We start from the raw sequence: 18046 nt of genomic DNA on the forward strand, positions 1-18046 counted from the left end.
CGCTTTGGGCCTAAAGGAAAACCAGCACCGAAAATGCAGCCAGCGCCACGGCCATTGTCCGCATGAAAACCCGCCATGCTGCGGGATTGGTTAGCAGATAGGACAGCGCCGCTCCTGCGGCCGTCCAGAATAGGCAAACGAACAGATTTACACCGCTGAACGCGCCGGCAAGCGATCCGGTTTGCGCCAAAACAGACCACCCTTCAACAAAGGCCATGGCGGACAGGGCCACCGCCCAAATCTTCGGGTTTACCCACTGAAACAATACCGCTTCGATGAACGTGAACGGACGGTCGCGGTCGTTCTTTTGTTTGGCGGGATCAGCGTGCCACAGGTTCCACGCCATGCGCAGGATCCACGCGCAGGCGATCACCTTAAGGACTAGCGTCAGCATGGGCGCGGCCTTAAGCAAAGCGCCCACGCCCAGCGCCGTCACACCTGCGATGATGCCAACGCCCACCGCGACGCCAAGAACATGCGGCACCGTACGCACAAATCCAAAGCGGGCCCCCGAGGCAGTTAACAAAATCACATTAGGCCCCGGCGAAAACAGGCCCAGAAACACAAATGCCAGAAGGGGGTAAAACTCAGCCAATCAACTGGTCTTTGGTTAGAGTGAAGCCTGATGCGATCCAGCGGTCTTCGGCATCGGCAAGGGCCGCACCAAGCGCAGCCCCTTGCAGCTTAGGCATGAAATCCTGCGCCGTGACGGGCATCACCTGCCCTGCCGCGGCCTCAACAGCGACTACGGCGTCGGGTGCAATCTCCTGCCCTGCGACAGCGTTTTGCAGCGCCAGCATCCCGCGCCCGATCTGTGCGCCGTGGCGATAGGCGGTCACCTGCGGCGGTGTGAAATCCTGATAGATCGCCAACTGACGGGTCTGCGCCTTGGACAGACGCAACGCATCGGCTGCATCCTGCCCGCCAATCGCGGCAAGGCGAAGCATCGGATCGGGGGCCAGTTCGATTGCCTGTTCAAGATGCACAAGCGGCGCAAGCGCACCTGCACCCGCCCCCGGCAAGGCCTGCATCAGGCCACCGCAGGCGGCAAACGATGCCAACGCGGGGGCCGGATCGGGTGCCGACAATAGCTTGACCATCTCCTGTCCAATCCGTTCGCGCGACAGTGTCACGATGCCTTCGACATTATCGGCACAGGCAGCCAGCGCCTCCGCGTCGATCCCTGCATCAGTGTTGCCATACCACGCGTGAAACCGGAAAAACCGCAGGATGCGCAGGTAATCCTCTTTGATCCGCATATCCGCATCGTCGATAAACCGGACCTTGCGGGCCGCAAGATCGTCCAATCCCTGCCCAACAGGATCAAGCACAGTACCATCGGGCGCAGCATACAGCGCATTCATCGTGAAATCGCGACGCCGCGCATCATCAGCCATATCAGTCGAGAACGCGACAACCGCACGCCTGCCATCGGTTTCCACATCGCGCCTGAAAGTTGTGATTTCGAACGGCTTGCCATCTGCAACCACAGTGACGGTGCCATGATCGATACCGGTCGGGATTGCCTTTAACCCAGCCGCATCGGCCAGCGTCAACACATCTTCGGGGCGAGCATCTGTCGACACATCAAGATCAGAGACCGGCGCACCCAACAGCGCATTGCGCACGCAGCCACCGACGAAATACACCTGATGGCCTGCATCCGTGAGCATCCGGCAAACCGCCTGCGATGCGTCATCCGTCAGCCAAGGCGCGTCGATCTGCATTATCCGACCCTCTCGGCCAAGGCCCGCAAGATGCGTGCGGTTGCGCCCCAGATATAGAACGGGCCATAAGGCACCGCGTAGTAGCGCCGCTTGCGTCCCTGCCAGCGCCGCCCTTCAATTATGAAGTTCGTAGGGTTTGTGACATGCGCAAACGGCACCTCAAATACTTCGCTCACCTCGCCCGCTTCGGGAACCGGCAGAAACGCCCCGTGGATCAGCGCGACAACTGGCGTGATATCATATCCAGTGACAGTTTCGTGGCTTGGCAGCGTGCCCAGCACCTCAACCTGATCGATCGGCAGGCCGATTTCTTCGTGGGCTTCGCGCAGCGCAGCAGCGGTGGGTGTGGGATCGGTTGCGTCCTGCTTGCCGCCTGCGAACGCAATCTGTCCCGGATGGTGTTTCAGCCGGGCAGAGCGTTTGGTCAGAACCAGCGCACCCGTATCAGCCCGAAATGCCGCCAGAACAGCGGCAGGTTTCAACACCCGCCCTGCTGGCAAGGTCACATCTTTGTTCAGATCAAAATCAGACGACGCGCTGCCCGTCCTGGCCAGCGCGCCTTCTAGGATGGCCTTGTAATCAGGCGTCATCACCGTTCGCCTCAAACCCCAAAGCACTGGGGTCATCGAACACATAATGCGACCCGCAGAACTGGCAGTCGGCTGTAATCGTGCCGTCGTCCTTTGTCATATGGGCCAGATCCTTGGCCGAATAGATCGACAGGGATTGCTCCACCTTTTCGCGCGAACAAGTACAGCCGAAACGGATTTGCTTGGCATCGTAAACGCGCGGCTCTTCCTCATGGAACAAACGGACAAGCAGGTCCGTCGGCGCCACGCTTGGCCCGATCAGTTCAATCTCCTCGACCGTATCCAGCAGCACATTGGCGCGGTTCCAGTTCTCGTGCTCGTCCGCATCCAGAAAATCAGCCGGATCAGCCAAGCCATCTTCGCGCACAGCCTCTTCTCCCGTCATTTCGGGTGACGCTTTGGGCATGTGTTGCAGCATGATGCCGCCCGCACGCCAATGCTCCCCCTCACCGGGCACCTGAGACCGGCCATAGGTCAGCGAAAACCGTGTCGGCAGCTGCTCGGACTGTGCGAAGTAAGTCTCCGCACATGACGCAAGCGACCCGCCAGCAATCGGGGTCACACCTTGATAGGGCTGCATGTCCTCACCCTGATGGATCAGGATCGCGAAATAACCTTTGCCGATCTGGGGGAATCCGGGCGCGTTGCCGTCAATCTCTTCCGTGTCATAGCTGGCGTAAGCACGGATGCGCGCAGGCTCACCATCGTCGGTGGGCGCGTAGTAATCCGTCGCAATCAGCCGTGCAGGACCGTCGCCGCGCACTTGCAGCGACAGCTTCCAGCGCAGCTTTATCGACTGCCCGATCATTGCGGTCAGCAACGCCATCTCGGCCACCAGTGCTTCAATCGCTGGCGGGTAATCGTGCTGCTTGAGCACTTCTTCCAAGACGCCATCCAACCGCGCCACGCGGCCACGGATGTCAGATGCATCAAGTTGAAACGGCAGGACGGTATCGTCCCAGGCAATTGCGCCTACGGTCATGGGCTTTCCTTACATGTCAGGAATTGGCATATCGCGGGTATATAGGCGGGGCAACCCGCGGGTCCAAGGGGGCAAGCTATGATCAGACGGTATGGCAACTCACCGCGCAGCGGGCAGCGCTATCAACATCGCCCTGGCGCTTATGCAATCCTGCCCAGCGCAGGGCGGCTCTTGCTGACCTATCAAGGCGACCCGCATTTCGAATACCAACTGCCCGGCGGTGGCATTGATCCGGGCGAAAGCCCCCTGCAAGCCCTGCACCGTGAAGTGTTCGAAGAGACAGGCTGGCGCATCGCCGCCCCCCGCAAAATCGGTGCGTTCCGGCGATTTGTCTATATGCCCGAATACGGGATTCACGCGGAAAAACTGTGTCACATCTATCTGGCCCGTCCCATCCGCCCGCACGGCCCCCCGCGCGAAGAGGGCCACGAGGCCGTCTGGCTCGACGCGCGCACAGCGGTCAACTCTGTCGCAAACGAAGGCGACGCTGCCTTTCTTGCAGCGCTGATTACCTAGACACGCCACGTCGTATCATTTTGCCAAAAATACTCAAAATCCGACAACGCCCCACGCGCCTTGCTCTGATCTGCTAAAAACAGTATCGCCAAGCGCGACTCCACTTTGCAAAAAAGGCCCGATCCCATGTCCGCTCCCAAGAAAGTCGTCCTTGCCTATTCCGGTGGTCTGGACACCTCGATCATCCTCAAGTGGCTGCAAACCGAATACGGCTGCGAGGTCGTGACCTTCACCGCCGATCTGGGTCAGGGTGAGGAGCTGGAGCCAGCACGCAAAAAGGCCGAGATGATGGGTGCTGCGAACATCTACATCGAAGACCTGCGCGAAGAATTTGTGCGCGACTTCGTTTTCCCCATGTTCCGCGCCAATGCAGTTTACGAAGGTTTGTATCTGCTCGGTACATCCATCGCGCGGCCTTTGATCTCAAAGCGTCTGGTTGAAATCGCTGCCGCCGAAGGTGCCGACGCGGTGTCTCACGGTGCGACGGGCAAGGGAAACGATCAGGTGCGCTTTGAATTGGCCGCCTACGCGCTGAACCCCGAGATCAAGGTTATTGCACCTTGGCGGGAATGGGATCTGACCAGCCGGACCAAGCTGATTGAGTTTGCCGAGCAGCACCAAATCCCCGTCGCCAAAGACAAGCGCGGTGAGGCTCCGTTCAGCGTAGACGCCAACCTGCTGCATACGTCCTCCGAGGGCAAAGTGCTGGAAGACCCAGCCATTGAGGCCCCCGACTACGTCTATCAGCGCACCGTCGCGCCCGAGGATGCGCCTGACACGCCAGAAATGGTCGAGGTCGGTTTCGAAAAGGGCGATGCAGTGTCTATCAACGGGGAAATGCTGTCTCCTGCATCTATCCTGACCAAGCTGAACGAGCTGGGCGGTAAGCACGGCGTTGGCCGTCTGGACCTTGTTGAGGGTCGTTTCGTCGGCATGAAGTCACGCGGCATCTATGAGACCCCCGGCGGCACGCTGCTGCTTGAAGCGCACCGCGGGATCGAATCCATCACGCTGGATCGCGGCGCGGCCCACCTAAAAGACGAACTAATGCCGCGCTATGCGGAACTGATCTACAACGGCTTCTGGTTCTCGCCCGAGCGTGAAATGCTGCAAGCCCTGATCGACAAGAGCCAAGAGCATGTCACGGGGACCGTGCGGTTGAAGCTGTACAAGGGTTCCGCGCAAACGGTTGGCCGTTGGTCGGACGAGAGCCTTTATTCTGAACAGCATGTGACGTTCGAGGATGATCGTGGTGCGTATGACCAGAAGGACGCCGAAGGATTTATTCGCATCAACGCGCTGCGCCTGCGTTTGCTGGCCGCACGTGAAGAACGCCGCAAGGCCAACGATGTTGGCGGACCGGAAGTGCCAGACGCCGGATTACCGCGCTTCGACTAAGTCGTAAGCGCATGCTGCCGCAGTCGGTCGTAGAACGGCAAAGCAGTCTCTAACAACGCCGCATCCTGCCCATCTAGCGCGGGGAGCGGCCCTTCCGCCCCAGCGAAACCGGTGCTTTTGTGGACGGCATTATACCAATGCGATGCCCAAATGCCGTCGACATTACGCGGACCGGCTTTCCATGACAGCATCGCCGGATCAAATGCGATGCCGATCGCATTGCACAACGCGCGCAACATGCCTTCGGGATTGGCGCGGATGTCGGCGCTGTCGATGACGGTGCCGCCAATTTCATCGTAGAGTTCAGCCTGTTGACGGAATCCGATATCGTTGTCCGTAATAGTATCGCGCTTCGCACCGTAGCTTGCGATCACGCGCGAAGGATGGCGGATCAAATGAACATTCACGCACTCCTTCGTCCAATGCATCGGGAAGCCGTCGATCATGTGATGCGGCATGTGTTTCATGTAAAAATGCGGTTTTTCGCCTGGAATAGACCCGATGCAACGGGCGGCAACCTTGTCGGGGTCGGCTTCATGCGCCGCGATAATCTCTGCCGCCATGGGGTGATCCAACCCCGTTTTGGCAAGGTATGGCGCGTAGAAAGGCTCATCCCACACCGCGAAGTCTGCGCGGTTGCCAAACGCATACATCATCGCTGTCGACAGATTGCGCGGGCCGGACCACATGGCGATTTTCATGTCAAAAACCTCGTGTGCAAAGCGTGCACCGCGTGTGCACTACCCGTGCACCAGATTTGCGTAAAGTTCGCGGATGCGTTTCGTCACGGGACCAAGTTCACCCGTTCCAATCTGCCGCCCGTCGATGGACCCGACAGGCGTTTGCGCACCAAAGGTGCCGGTGAGAAACGCTTCGTCCGCGCCGTATGTATCGACCAGACTGTAGTTGCGCTCGAACACCGGAATATCATTGGCGCGGCACAGGTCGATGACCTTTTGGCGGGTGATACCGTTCATGCAGTAGTCACCCGTGCTGGTCCAAACAGCGCCCCTGCGCACGATGAAAAAGTTGCAGGCGTTGGTCGTGTTCACAAAGCCATGCACATCCAGCATCAGCGCCTCGTCCGCACCTGCCTTTTGCGCGGCAATACAGGCAAGGATGCAGTTCAGCTTGGAATGGCTGTTCAGCTTCGGGTCTTGCGTCATCGGCAAACCGCGTTGATGCGGGACAGTCGCAAGGTTGATCGGGCGGCCCAGCGCGGGCTTGGAGTGTTCCATGATGATCACAAACGTCGGCCCGCTTTGCGACAACGACGGGTGCTGGAAAGGGCGGACTTTAACGCCGCGTGTCACCATCAAACGCGCATGTGCGTCAGTGGTCATGCCGTTAGCCTTTTGCGTCTCTAACAAGGCGGAATAGACACCTTTTCGATCCATTCCGATATCCAGATCAATCGCTTTTGCGGCCTCGAACAAGCGGTCAAGATGTTCATCGGCAAAGGTCCAGACACCGTCATGCAGGCGCAACCCCTCCCACACGCCGTCACCTAGCATAAAGCCGCTGTCATAAACGCTGACGGTGGCCTCGGCCTTTGGCTTTAGAACGCCGTCAACATAGATCAGGATCTCTTCGTTACGCGCATCTTCGGCGGCTTGGTGCGTGGTTTGGTGTTCGGTCATTTTGGTCCTCCGCGCAGAACGCTAGGCCCATCACGGCGCATCGCCAAGTGGTAAACTACGCGTGATGTCACGGACCGGTGAATTGCATGTGACATGCGATGACCAGCATCTTTGACGCACAAGGAGGCAATGCCATGCAAATCACGCTTCAGACGTTCAAAGTTGTCCTGCTGACTGTCGCTATTGGTGCCGGCTTTTTCATGCAGGCCCATCCAACGCACGCGGCTATAGCTGAAAATCCTGCACTTCTGACAGATCAGGAATAACATCCGCCGTGCCATGGCGCGTGACCATCAGTGCCGCTGCTTTGGTAGCTTGCCCGATTGCCTGCGCCATCGGCATGCCACGGTCCAGCCCCGCCAGCACGTAACCCGTAAAGGTGTCACCGGCACCTGTTGTATCCACCGGATCAACCGCGATTGCGTCAAAATGGGACAGCTTGCCCTGATGATACCAGTCTGCACCGCCTGACCCCAAAGTTACGATGACATCGGTGATACCAAGCGCATCCGGCCCCTGCCCTGTCGCTTGTCGAAGTTGCTCGGCCTCAACTGCGTTCAGGATGAGGAAGTCCAGCACATCCAACACCGCTTGAACCCTGTCCGCATCAAAAGGCGCTGCCGCGTATGCCACCCGCAACCCCATCTTTCGGGCAAGCGTCGCGCCGGTGCGTTGCAGGTTTGTTTCGTTCTGGGTGATGAACCAATCGCCTGTGTCGGCCTCTGACAGCGCCTCTTGCAATTTGGCCTGTGGTATCTCTCCGTTGGCCCCTGACTGCAGGACGATTGCGTTCTCGCCATCAGCGGCGACCATGATCATGGCTTGGGCGGGATCAGTGTCTAATATGACGATATGGCGCGTATCGACACCGTATTCGAGCAGGCGTTCGCCCGTCCATGTCGCCGATTTTGCAACAGCGCCGATGTGGTTGACGCGCGTACCTGCGCGGGCGGCGGCAACGGACATATTGGTGCCTTTGCCACCCAGAAACACCTCGCGTTTGGTCGCGGCGAGCGTTTCACCAGGTGCCGGGATGTGCGGGACAGACAGAACGATATCTTCGTTGATCGAGCCCAGGTTCCAGATCGCCATCTATCCCACCTTGCACGCTGCGATGACGGCCATGTTCAGGATGTCATTCACGGTTGAAACGGTCGAACAGATTTGCACCGGTTTGCCGACGCCGGACAGGATTGGCCCGATGACGGTCGCGCCTGCCATTTCCTGCATCAGTTTGACGGAAATCGAAGCGGAATGTCGCGCTGGCACGACCAATACGTTCGCAGGACCGGTGAGGCGCTGGAACGGATAAGACTCCTGCGCTTTGACATTTAGCGCCACGTCTACGGTCATCTCGCCTTCGTATTCGAAATCCACCCCGCGTTTGTCGAGAACTTGTGGTGCGATGTGCATCTTCTCGGCGCGTTCGGATACCGGATGCCCGAAAGTGGAAAACGACAGGAACGCTACGCGAGGTTCCAACCCCAGATCGCGTGCGACGGATGCGCCGCGTTCTGCAATATCGGCAAGGTCCTCCTCGTCCGGCCATTCATGCACAAGCGTGTCGGATATCAGAACGATACGCCCTTTGTGCAGAACGGCCGTTACGCCAACTGCTCCATCATGCGGCTGCGCGTCAAAGACGTGATTGATCAACTCCAAAACGTGCGCGGACTTGCGTGTGGCACCGGTGACCATCCCGTCAGCATGGCCGTGCGCCAGCATCAGGGCGGCGAACACATGGCGGTCGCGGGCGGCAAGTCGGTGCACATCCTGTGCGTCAAATCCCTTGCGATTCAAACGGTCATAAAGAAACGCCTTATACGTGTCTAACATTGGGGTATTTGCGGCATTTACGATCTCAAGCTCTGACACAGCGTCCGCAAGGCCCTCGGCAGTCAGCTTTGCTTTAACATCGTCAGCACGACCCACGATCAGCGCTTTGCCAAGGCCAGAGCGTTGGTAGAGCACCGCCGCACGCAAGACGCGAGGATCGTCACCTTCGGCAAATACAACGGTCGACTGGTTGGCGCGGGCGCGGGCGTTGAGGTTGCGCAGCATCGACGCAGTGGGATCCATCCGTGCCTTGAGCGCCAGTTCATAGCTTTCCATGTCAACGATGGGCCGCCGCGCCACGCCGGTTTCCATGCCCGCACGCGCCACAGCGGTGGGGATGCGGTGGATGAGACGCGGATCAAATGGCGTGGGGATGATGTAGTCGCGCCCAAACGTCAGCTTTTTACCATAGGCCATTGCGACCTCGTCGGGCACATCTTCGCGGGCCAGATCGGCGAGGGCTTGGGCGCAGGCGATCTTCATCTCGTCGTTGATTGCACGGGCGTGGATATCGAGAGCGCCGCGAAACAGATACGGGAAGCCGAGCACATTGTTCACTTGGTTCGGGTAATCGGAACGACCCGTGGCGACGATCACGTCATCGCGGACGGCGTGAACTTCTTCTGGTGTGATTTCGGGATCGGGGTTGGCCATCGCAAAGATCACGGCGTTCTGTGACATGCTCTCGACCATTTCCTGCGTCACGGCGCCTTTCGCGGACACGCCAAGGAACACGTCACATCCATCCATCGCCTGCGCCAAAGTGCGGCGGTCCGTGTTGGCGGCGTGGGCGGATTTCCATTGGTTCATGCCTTCGGTGCGGCCTTGGTAGATTACGCCCTTGGTGTCGCACATGATGCAGTTGTCATGCTTTGCGCCCATCGCCTTGAGCAGCTCAAGGCAGGCGATTCCCGCGGCCCCTGCCCCGTTCAGGACGATCTTCACGTCTTCAATTTTCTTGCCCGAAATTTGCAGCGCGTTTATCAGACCCGCCGCGCAAATCACCGCCGTTCCGTGCTGGTCGTCGTGGAAAACGGGGATATCCATTTCCTCTTTCAAGCGCTGCTCGATGATGAAGCATTCGGGCGCTTTAATATCTTCAAGATTGATGCCGCCAAACGTGGGGCCCATCAGCTTCACCGCGTTGCAGAACGCATCGGGGTCTTCTGTGTCCAGTTCCACGTCGATGGAATTCACATCGGCGAAACGCTTGAACAACACCGCCTTGCCTTCCATCACCGGCTTGGACGCCAGCGCGCCCAGATTGCCAAGGCCCAACACCGCAGTCCCGTTTGAAATGACAGCGACCAGATTGCCTTTGTTTGTGTAGTCATAGGCGGTGGCCGGATCGGCATGGATTTCCTCGCATGGGATCGCAACACCTGGGGAATAGGCCAGCGACAGGTCGCGCTGCGTGGTCATCGGCACGGTTGCCTGTATTTCCCATTTGCCCGGTGTCGGCTGAATATGGAACGTCAGCGCGTCTTCGCGGGTCATCTTGGTCTTGGCCATTGCTCTCTCCCTCAAGCGTCCGCCCAATGTAGAAGCAGGGCGAGGGGCGGGGCAACAGGTTGATTTGGGGGTTTCGGCGCTAACATGGGGTGGTAACATCTGCGCAATCACCGGGGGCGGACATGGCAGACAAAAGCGGCACAACGCCGATGATGGAACAGTATCTGGGGCTTAAGGCGGATTACGCCGACGCGCTGCTGTTTTACCGCATGGGCGATTTCTATGAAATGTTCTTTGACGATGCTGTCGCCGCGGCAGAGGCGCTGGATATCGCGCTCACCAAACGCGGGAAACATGACGGTGCGGATATTCCGATGTGCGGCGTACCGGTTCATGCCGCCGAAGGGTATCTACTGACGCTGATCCGCAAAGGGTTTCGCGTGGCGGTCTGTGAACAGATGGAAGCACCCGCCGAGGCGAAAAAGCGTGGCTATAAAGCGGTTGTGAAACGCGATGTGGTAAGGCTGGTCACACCCGGCACGCTGACCGAGGATTCATTGCTTGATGCACGTCGGCACAACTTTCTCGCCGCCTATGCTGTGGTGCGCGAAGAGGCGGCACTGGCGTGGGTCGATATCTCAACAGGTGCGTTTCATGTGATGGTTTGCCCGCGTGTTGGGTTGGGGCCGGAACTGGCGCGGCTGACACCCAAAGAATTGATCGTCGTGGATGGATCAGAGCCTGATTACGCTGAATTAGTGTCTGATTCTGGCGCGGCGCTGACGACCCTTGGCGCTGCGGCGTTTGACAGCACATCCGGCGAGAAGCGGTTACTTGGACTGTATAAGGTCGGATCGCTGGATGCGTTCGGCAATTTCACACGGGCCGAGGTTTCGGCCATGTCCGCCGTCGCTGAGTACCTGGAGATTACGCAAAAGGGTAATTTGCCGCTTCTGCGCGCGCCTGTGCAGGAAGGTCAGCGATCGACGATGCAGATTGACGCGGCGACGCGGCGGTCACTCGAGTTGACCCAAGGCACTGGCGGCGGAAAGGCCGGATCGCTTTTGGCCGCTGTGGATCAGACGGTGACGGCGGGCGGTGCGCGATTGCTGGAACGGCGCCTATCATCGCCATCGTGCCACTTGCCGACGATTGCGGCACGGCAGGGCTGCGTTGCGTATCTTGCTGATGATATGCGGCTGACGGGAGACATTCGCGATCACCTGAAGGGCGTGCACGATCTGGATCGGGCGCTCTCGCGGCTGGCGTTAGAGCGCGGCGGTCCAAGAGATATGGCGGCCATTCGCAACACGATGGCGCAGGCACAGACACTGTTTTCGGCGGTTTCCGGAGATTTACCAGACCTGCTGGACGCAGCAAGACGCGGGCTTGATGGGCACGACGACCTGTTAGCGTTGCTAGACGAAGCGCTGGTTGCCGAACCGCCGCTTTTGGCTCGCGATGGGGGTTTCATTGCACCGGGGTATGACGCGGAACTGGATGAAGCACGCAAACTGCGGGACGAAGGGCGCGGCGTGATTGCGCAGATGCAGGCGGAATTTGTGGAGCTATCTGGCGTCACGTCGTTGAAGATCAAGCACAACAACGTGCTGGGCTATTTCATCGAAACAACCGCGACGCACGCTGACAAGATGATGGCGCCGCCGCTGAATGAGACTTTCATTCATCGGCAGACGACGGCTAATCAGGTGCGCTTCACAACCGTTGAACTGAGCGAGATTGAGACGCGGATTTTGAATGCCGGGGGTAGGGCGCTTGAGATTGAAAAGCGGCTCTATTCCGGCTTAACGGGGTCTATAATCGCGCAGGCGGGGCCGCTTGGCACGCTATCGCGGGCACTGTCCGAATTCGATCTGGCCACGGCGCTGGCGCATCTAGCGAATCGTGAAAACTGGGCGCGGCCCAAGATGGACGATAGTCGCGCCTTCGCGATCGAAGGCGGGCGGCATCCTGTGGTCGAGGCCGCGCTGACGAAATCGGGTGCTCCGTTTATCGCAAACGATTGCGACCTTAGCGATCAGGGCATCTGGCTGCTGACTGGTCCAAACATGGCCGGTAAGTCGACGTTCCTGCGGCAGAATGCGTTAATTGCTGTGCTGGCGCAGATGGGCAGCTTTGTACCGGCAAAAGACGCGCATATCGGGATTGTCAGTCAGATTTTCAGCCGCGTGGGTGCGTCGGATGATCTGGCGAAAGGGCGGTCCACGTTTATGGTCGAGATGGTCGAAACGGCAGCGATCCTGAACCAAGCGGATGATCGTGCTCTGGTGATCTTGGACGAGATCGGACGCGGGACAGCGACCTATGACGGGCTTTCTATTGCGTGGGCGACTCTGGAGCACTTGCACGACGTGAACCGGTGCCGCGCGTTGTTTGCCACGCATTACCACGAGATGGCGGCGCTTTCGGCAAAGCTGGATGGCGTGGATAACGCGACGGTTGCCGTGAAGGAATGGGAAGGCGACGTGATCTTTCTGCACGAGGTGCGCAAAGGCACGGCGGATCGGAGTTACGGCGTTCAAGTCGCAAGGCTCGCTGGTTTGCCGCAGTCGGTCGTGGATCGTGCAAAGGTCGTTCTGGACGCATTGGAAAAGGGCGAGCGGGAAGGGGGCGTGCAGCGCAAAGCGATCATTGATGATCTGCCGCTCTTCGCCGCAACGCCCGCGCCCATCCAACAAAAAACCGCGCCGTCCGAGGTGGAGGCGCGGTTGAAAGATGTGATGCCCGATGAGCTGTCCCCGCGTGAAGCGCTCGCGTTGATTTACGAGCTGCGGGATATGACGCGGGATTAGGACGCAGGCGTTGATGACACGCCGACCTGCGCAGGGCGCAGCAGACGGTCGTGCAGCATGAAACCTTCGGTCATCACCTGAATGATCTCGCCTGCTTTGGTGCTGGGCACGGGGGCCTCGAACATCGCTTGGTGCAGTTGCGGGTCAAACTTGTCGCCGACCTCTGGCACAATCGGGTCGATGCCGTGCTTTTTGAAAACCGAGATGAGCTCTTTCATCGTTAGCTCAACACCTTCAAGCAACGCGGCGTTCGCGTCCTTCTCAGCATCGGCAGATGACTGCAATGCGCGGCGCATGTTGTCATAGACAGGCAGCAGATCGCGGGCGAGTTTTGAGCCACCGTAGTTTTCAGCCTCGCGACGGTCACGCTCAGAGCGTTTGCGCATATTCTCGGCATCGGCCAGCGCGCGCATGAATTTGTCGCGCATCTCGTCACGCTCTGCCTTGAGCGCCTCGACCTCTTCAAAGGCCTGCGCGTCAAAATCAATCTCGTCGCCCTCGGCGGCAAGTTCATCAAGGCTCATTGGTTCGTCGCGTTCTTCAGACATTATATCCCCTCAGGAGCGGTCGGTTATCATCTTACCGACCAGTTGGGCGGTGTAGTTCACAATGGGCACGATGCGCCCGTAGTTTAGTCGGGTCGGACCAATAACGCCCACTGCGCCAATGATCTTCTGATCGGCGTTCATATAAGGAGAAACCACCAAAGAGGAACCCGAAAGTGAGAAAAGTTTGTTCTCTGAGCCGATAAAAATGCGGACACCTTCGGCGTCGTCCGTCAGATCAAGGAAACTGGCGATATCGCGCTTGGCTTCCAGATCATCAAAGAGCGTGCGGATGCGGTCCAGATCAGCCTCTGACCCGTCATCGGTCAGCAGATTACCACGCCCACGGACGATCAGGCGTTCGCTTTGCGTGCCTTCGTTTTCCCACATGGCGAACCCGTTTTCGATCAGGTCAGCGGCAAGGACATCAATTTCCTGACGGCGGGCGGTGATTTCGCGGGCGATCACGGACGACAATTCAGAAAGGGTATGACCCGCAGCAATCGCGTTCAGGAAGTTCGCAGCCTCGCGCATGGAGGAGGGGGTTTGTCCGGCGGGGGGCGTGAACAGGCGGTTTTCGACATGGCCATCATCGAACACAAGCACGACCAAAGCGCGGTCCCGCGACAGCGACACAAAGTCGATATGGCGGATCGGGGCCTCGTGCTTGGGCGTTAAAACAAGGCTGGCACCGTGGGTGACGCCAGATAAAGCAGAGCCGACGCGATCAAGCACTGACGCCACATCGCCATCATTTGTGCCAAAGGTGCTGTCGATCTTTTCACGATCCGCACCGTCCAGATCGCCAACCTCAAGCAAGCCATCCACGAACATGCGCAAACCAAGCTGCGTGGGGACGCGCCCCGCGCTGGTGTGGGGACTGCCAAGCAAACCAAGATATTCCAGATCCTGCATCACATTGCGCACCGTCGCCGCGCTGACCTGTTCCGTCAGGGAGCGGGTCAACGTGCGGGAACCCACAGGCGCACCCGTTTCCAGATACCCTTCGACAACGCGCTGAAACACCTCGCGCGAGCGGGCGTTCATGTCGTCGAACTGCGGTGTCTTTTCGGTCATTAACTGCGTCCCTTGGGGGCCGTGATACCTAATGCCATCAGGGGCATGGCGTCAATCAGACTTGCCCCACAGATATGGGCAGCGTATCGGGGGTCTGCAACCTGAACAGGAGAGACGATATGCGCCCATCTGGCCGTCAGACGAACGAAATGCGGACCGTGACGATTGAAACGGGGATCACGCGCCATGCAGAAGGATCTTGCCTGATTAAATGCGGCGACACGCACGTGCTTTGCACTGCATCTGTTGATGAGAAGGTGCCACCGTTTATGCGCAATTCCGGCCTTGGTTGGGTGACTGCGGAATACGGGATGCTGCCACGCGCGACGAACACGCGGATGCGGCGCGAAGCGAAGAACGGGCAGTCAGGACGTACGCAGGAAATCCAGCGGCTGATCGGTCGGTCGCTGCGGGCTGGCGTTGATCGGGTTGCCTTGGGCGAGCGTCAGATCACTGTGGACTGCGACGTTATTCAGGCAGACGGCGGGACACGATGTGCCTCTATCACGGGTGGTTGGGTCGCTTTGAAGCTGGCGGTGAACCAATTGATGAAAGCAGGCGTCGTCACTGCTGACCCGTTGGTAGACCCTGTTGCCGCTATTTCGTGTGGCATTTACGCGGGTCAGGAAGTGCTTGATCTGGATTACCCCGAAGATAGCGAAGCTGGGGTTGACGGTAACTTTGTGATGACCGGCGGCAAGATGATCGAAGTTCAGATGTCTGCGGAAGGATCAACCTTTACGCGCGACCAGATGAACAAACTGATTGATCTGGCAGAGAAGGGCGTGTCCGAGTTGAAGGAGATCCAGCTTGCGGCGGTTTGACGGAGATCAGCTGGTCGTTGCCACGCACAACACCGGCAAACTGGAAGAGATCGCTGACCTGCTCGGGCCATACGGGATCAAGCTGACGTCAAACGCGGACCACGGATTGCCAGAGCCGGAAGAGACCGAAACCACATTTGTCGGAAACGCCCGCATCAAGGCACATGCTGCGGCAAAGGCGACTGGCCTTCCCGCACTGGCCGATGATAGCGGGATCGAGGTTGATGGATTGGGCGGCGCGCCGGGTGTCTATACCGCGGATTGGTCTGAAACGCCAAACGGCCGCGACTTTGAAATGGCGATGACGCGCACGTGGAACGAGCTTGAGAAGGTGAATGCACCTTACCCGCGCACGGCAAGGTTTTGCAGCACGCTGGTGCTGGCTTGGCCCAACGGGCATGACGAGGTGTTTCCCGGTGTGATGGACGGGCAGGTGGTCTGGCCCATGCGCGGGGATCAAGGGCACGGTTATGACCCGATGTTCCAGCCGGACGGATATGACATGACCTGTGGTGAAATGGATCGCTGGGAAAAGAACAAGATCAGCCATCGCGCTGATGCGTTCCGCAAACTGGTCGCGGGCTGCTTTGCTTGAAGCCTATGACTGAAGATTGGCGCAACGGGGGCTTTGGCCTTTATATTCACTGGCCGTTCTGTCAGGCGAAGTGCCCTTATTGCGACTTTAACAGCCATGTCGTCGCGCAGATTGATCAGGCCGCTTGGGCGCGGGCTTACCTCAGCGAAATTGATCGGGTAGGCGCGGAAACACAGGGCCGCGTCTTGCGGTCAGTGTTCTTTGGCGGCGGCACGCCCAGCATGATGGACCCCGATCTAATCGATGCCATTCTGCGGCGCGTGCGTGAAACATGGCCCGCGTCGAATGATATCGAGATCACGCTTGAGGCTAATCCCACATCTGTCGAAGCGGGCCGCTTTGCGGGTTATCGCGATGCCGGCGTCAATCGCGTGTCGATGGGAATTCAGGCGCTGAACGATCCTGATCTGAAGGCGCTGGGTCGGCTTCATACCGCGAAAGAGGCGATGGCCGCGTTTGATACCGCGCGGTCTGTGTTTGATCGCGTGAGTTTTGACCTGATCTACGCGCGGCAGGATCAGACAGTTGCGGCGTGGCGGGAAGAGCTAAAGCAGGCACTGAACATGGCGATAGACCATGTTTCGCTTTACCAACTGACCATTGAAGACGGCACAGCATTTGGTGATCGTTACGCGGCAGGCAAGCTGCGCGGCCTGCCAAATGAGGATCGCGCCACTGACATGTGGGAAGCCACGCAAGAGATTTGCGATGCGGCAGGATTTCATGGCTATGAGGTGTCTAATCACGCGAAACCTGGTGAGGAAAGCCGCCACAACCAGATCTATTGGAGATACGGCGATTACGCTGGCATCGGGCCGGGCGCGCATGGGCGTGTGACAGTCAATGGTCAGCGCTATGCGACAGAAGCACCACTCGCCCCCGCGGTGTGGTTGTCGCAAGTTCACAAGACCGGGTCTGGCGAAGCTGGGCGTGTTATGCTTTCGCAGGGTGACGCGGCGACAGAGTTTCTATTGATGGGGCTACGATTGACTGAAGGCGTGGCGCTTGATCGGTTAACCGCCCTGATGGGCGAGACTTACGCGAATAATATCAATGGGTTGATTGAAATCGGCATGCTGGAGATGACGTCGACCCACCTGCGCACCACGGCGGCCGGTCGGCCACTGCTGAACGCTGTTCTTGAAAAGCTTTTGGACGTTTAACCGCCAGCAAGCGCGCGCAAAAGATCGTCCAGTTGTTCCAGCGTCCGGTAGTTCAGCGTCATCTTGCCGCCTTCGGTGCCCGCCTTGTGATCGATGCTGACCTTCATGCCCAGAGACGCCGCAAGCTCGCGTTCAATCTGGACCGTGTCGGCATCCTTACTGGACGCGTCGGTCTTGCCAGCCTTCGGGCGATCAGTTTGTTCTGGCTGCTTGGCCAGCTTCTCGGCCTCGCGCACGGAAAGTTTACGCTGAATAATATCGCGGGCGAGGGCGCTGGCGCGGGGGTGACCCACCAAAGCACGGGCATGGCCGCCGGTGAGTTTGCCGTCCGTAAGATACTGTTGCACATCATCCGGTAGAGTTAGCAAGCGCAGGAGGTTCGCGATGTGGCTGCGACTTTTGCCCATCGCAGTTGCCATGTGATCCTGCGTGTGGCCAAACTTGTCCATCAACTGACGATAGCCCGCCGCCTCGTCAATCGGGTTCAAATCGGCGCGCTGGATGTTTTCAATGATCGCAACTTCGAGAACTTCGGTGTCGTCAAATTCGCGAATCAGAACCGGGACTTCGTGTAGCTGCGCAATTTGCGCGGCACGCCAACGGCGTTCGCCCGCGACAATTTCATAATGATCCGGCTTCTGCGGCGCAGGGCGGACGATGAGTGGCTGAATGATCCCTTTGACACGGATCGAGTCTGCCAGTTCTGCCAGCGCATCATCGGAAAAACTACGACGCGGCTGATCCGGGTTGGGATGAACGCGCTCTACCGGGATCTGCTGGTCAGGGCGACGCGGCCGATCTGTTGGTGCGCTGTCCTGGTTAACATCTGCCATGAGGGCCGATAGCCCCCGACCAAGACCACGCGATTTGTTGGGACGATCTGCCATG

At 58.8% G+C, this 18046-nt stretch carries 17 protein-coding genes; 6 read left to right on the top strand and 11 right to left on the bottom strand.

Annotated features, from left to right (window positions below):
- Positions 1 to 10: 10 nt before the first annotated feature.
- From V8J84_RS01550 to hslO, 4 genes are read right to left on the bottom strand one after another with little or no spacing between them, the layout of a single operon-like run.
- A complete protein-coding gene (locus tag V8J84_RS01550; RefSeq protein WP_339927835.1) occupies positions 11 to 595 on the bottom strand; it encodes a LysE family translocator in 585 nt (194 codons plus the stop codon).
- The gene (locus tag V8J84_RS01555; RefSeq protein ID WP_339927836.1) at positions 588 to 1727 is read right to left on the bottom strand and encodes a CCA tRNA nucleotidyltransferase; all 1140 of its coding nucleotides are present in this window, start codon (positions 1725 to 1727) and stop codon (positions 588 to 590) included. Before V8J84_RS01555 ends, V8J84_RS01550 begins: the two co-directional genes overlap by 8 nt.
- On the bottom strand, positions 1727 to 2317 hold the full coding sequence (locus tag V8J84_RS01560) for a CoA pyrophosphatase (protein WP_339927837.1): 591 nt from the start codon (positions 2315 to 2317) through the stop codon (positions 1727 to 1729). Before V8J84_RS01560 ends, V8J84_RS01555 begins: the two co-directional genes overlap by 1 nt.
- On the bottom strand, positions 2307 to 3299 hold the full coding sequence (gene hslO / locus V8J84_RS01565; RefSeq protein ID WP_339927838.1) for an Hsp33 family molecular chaperone HslO: 993 nt from the start codon (positions 3297 to 3299) through the stop codon (positions 2307 to 2309). Before hslO ends, V8J84_RS01560 begins: the two co-directional genes overlap by 11 nt.
- A gap of 78 nt (positions 3300 to 3377) precedes the next feature.
- On the opposite strand from hslO, the gene V8J84_RS01570 reads away from it, so the two are divergent.
- Together V8J84_RS01570 and V8J84_RS01575 are read left to right on the top strand one after the other, a co-directional pair.
- Positions 3378 to 3815 carry an NUDIX hydrolase gene (locus V8J84_RS01570; RefSeq protein ID WP_339927839.1) on the top strand — a complete coding sequence of 146 codons (438 nt, stop codon included), beginning with the start codon at positions 3378 to 3380 and terminating at the stop codon, positions 3813 to 3815.
- 126 nt (positions 3816 to 3941) lie between these two features.
- Positions 3942 to 5213 (top strand): argininosuccinate synthase, encoded by a 1272-nt coding sequence (locus V8J84_RS01575; RefSeq protein ID WP_339927840.1) that lies wholly within the window; start codon positions 3942 to 3944, stop codon positions 5211 to 5213.
- On the opposite strand, the gene V8J84_RS01580 is transcribed toward V8J84_RS01575, so the two are convergent.
- The 4 genes from V8J84_RS01580 to V8J84_RS01595 all read right to left on the bottom strand — a co-directional run bounded on the left by V8J84_RS01580 (position 5210) and on the right by V8J84_RS01595 (position 10201).
- Positions 5210 to 5914, bottom strand: a complete 705-nt coding sequence (locus tag V8J84_RS01580; RefSeq protein WP_339927841.1) for a sulfotransferase-like domain-containing protein — start codon at positions 5912 to 5914, stop codon at positions 5210 to 5212. The two genes, V8J84_RS01575 and V8J84_RS01580, sit on opposite strands and share 4 nt — an antisense overlap.
- 39 nt (positions 5915 to 5953) lie before the next feature.
- Positions 5954 to 6853, bottom strand: coding sequence for an aminotransferase class IV (locus V8J84_RS01585; protein WP_339927842.1), 900 nt, complete (start codon positions 6851 to 6853; stop codon positions 5954 to 5956).
- Between the two features lie 225 nt (positions 6854 to 7078).
- A complete protein-coding gene (locus tag V8J84_RS01590; RefSeq protein ID WP_339927843.1) occupies positions 7079 to 7945 on the bottom strand; it encodes a ribokinase in 867 nt (288 codons plus the stop codon).
- Positions 7946 to 10201 carry an NADP-dependent malic enzyme gene (locus tag V8J84_RS01595; protein WP_339927844.1) on the bottom strand — a complete coding sequence of 752 codons (2256 nt, stop codon included), beginning with the start codon at positions 10199 to 10201 and terminating at the stop codon, positions 7946 to 7948.
- Positions 10202 to 10323: 122 nt separating this feature from the next.
- Between V8J84_RS01595 and mutS the strand changes: the two genes are divergently transcribed.
- Positions 10324 to 12954: a DNA mismatch repair protein MutS gene (gene mutS / locus V8J84_RS01600; RefSeq protein ID WP_339927845.1), complete on the top strand. Its 2631-nt coding sequence runs from the start codon at positions 10324 to 10326 to the stop codon at positions 12952 to 12954.
- On the opposite strand, the gene V8J84_RS01605 is transcribed toward mutS, so the two are convergent.
- Complete coding sequence (locus V8J84_RS01605) at positions 12951 to 13502, bottom strand: nucleotide exchange factor GrpE (RefSeq protein ID WP_339927846.1); 552 nt, start codon at positions 13500 to 13502, stop codon at positions 12951 to 12953. The two genes, mutS and V8J84_RS01605, sit on opposite strands and share 4 nt — an antisense overlap.
- Positions 13503 to 13511: 9 nt before the next feature.
- Positions 13512 to 14576: a heat-inducible transcriptional repressor HrcA gene (hrcA, locus tag V8J84_RS01610; RefSeq protein WP_339927847.1), complete on the bottom strand. Its 1065-nt coding sequence runs from the start codon at positions 14574 to 14576 to the stop codon at positions 13512 to 13514.
- A 119-nt stretch (positions 14577 to 14695) separates the two neighbouring features.
- Between hrcA and rph the strand changes: the two genes are divergently transcribed.
- The 3 genes from rph to hemW are packed head-to-tail and all read left to right on the top strand — an operon-like array spanning position 14696 to position 17158.
- Complete coding sequence (gene rph / locus V8J84_RS01615) at positions 14696 to 15400, top strand: ribonuclease PH (protein WP_339927848.1); 705 nt, start codon at positions 14696 to 14698, stop codon at positions 15398 to 15400.
- Positions 15387 to 15995 carry an RdgB/HAM1 family non-canonical purine NTP pyrophosphatase gene (gene rdgB, locus V8J84_RS01620; protein ID WP_339927849.1) on the top strand — a complete coding sequence of 203 codons (609 nt, stop codon included), beginning with the start codon at positions 15387 to 15389 and terminating at the stop codon, positions 15993 to 15995. Before rph ends, rdgB begins: the two co-directional genes overlap by 14 nt.
- Positions 15996 to 16000: 5 nt before the next feature.
- On the top strand, positions 16001 to 17158 hold the full coding sequence (gene hemW, locus V8J84_RS01625; protein ID WP_339927850.1) for a radical SAM family heme chaperone HemW: 1158 nt from the start codon (positions 16001 to 16003) through the stop codon (positions 17156 to 17158).
- On the opposite strand, the gene V8J84_RS01630 is transcribed toward hemW, so the two are convergent.
- Positions 17155 to 18045: a ParB/RepB/Spo0J family partition protein gene (locus V8J84_RS01630; protein WP_339927851.1), complete on the bottom strand. Its 891-nt coding sequence runs from the start codon at positions 18043 to 18045 to the stop codon at positions 17155 to 17157. The genes hemW and V8J84_RS01630 overlap by 4 nt on opposite strands.
- Position 18046 lies beyond the last annotated feature (1 nt).

The organism is Yoonia sp. 208BN28-4, assembly GCF_037543925.1.
Classification (GTDB): domain Bacteria; phylum Pseudomonadota; class Alphaproteobacteria; order Rhodobacterales; family Rhodobacteraceae; genus Yoonia.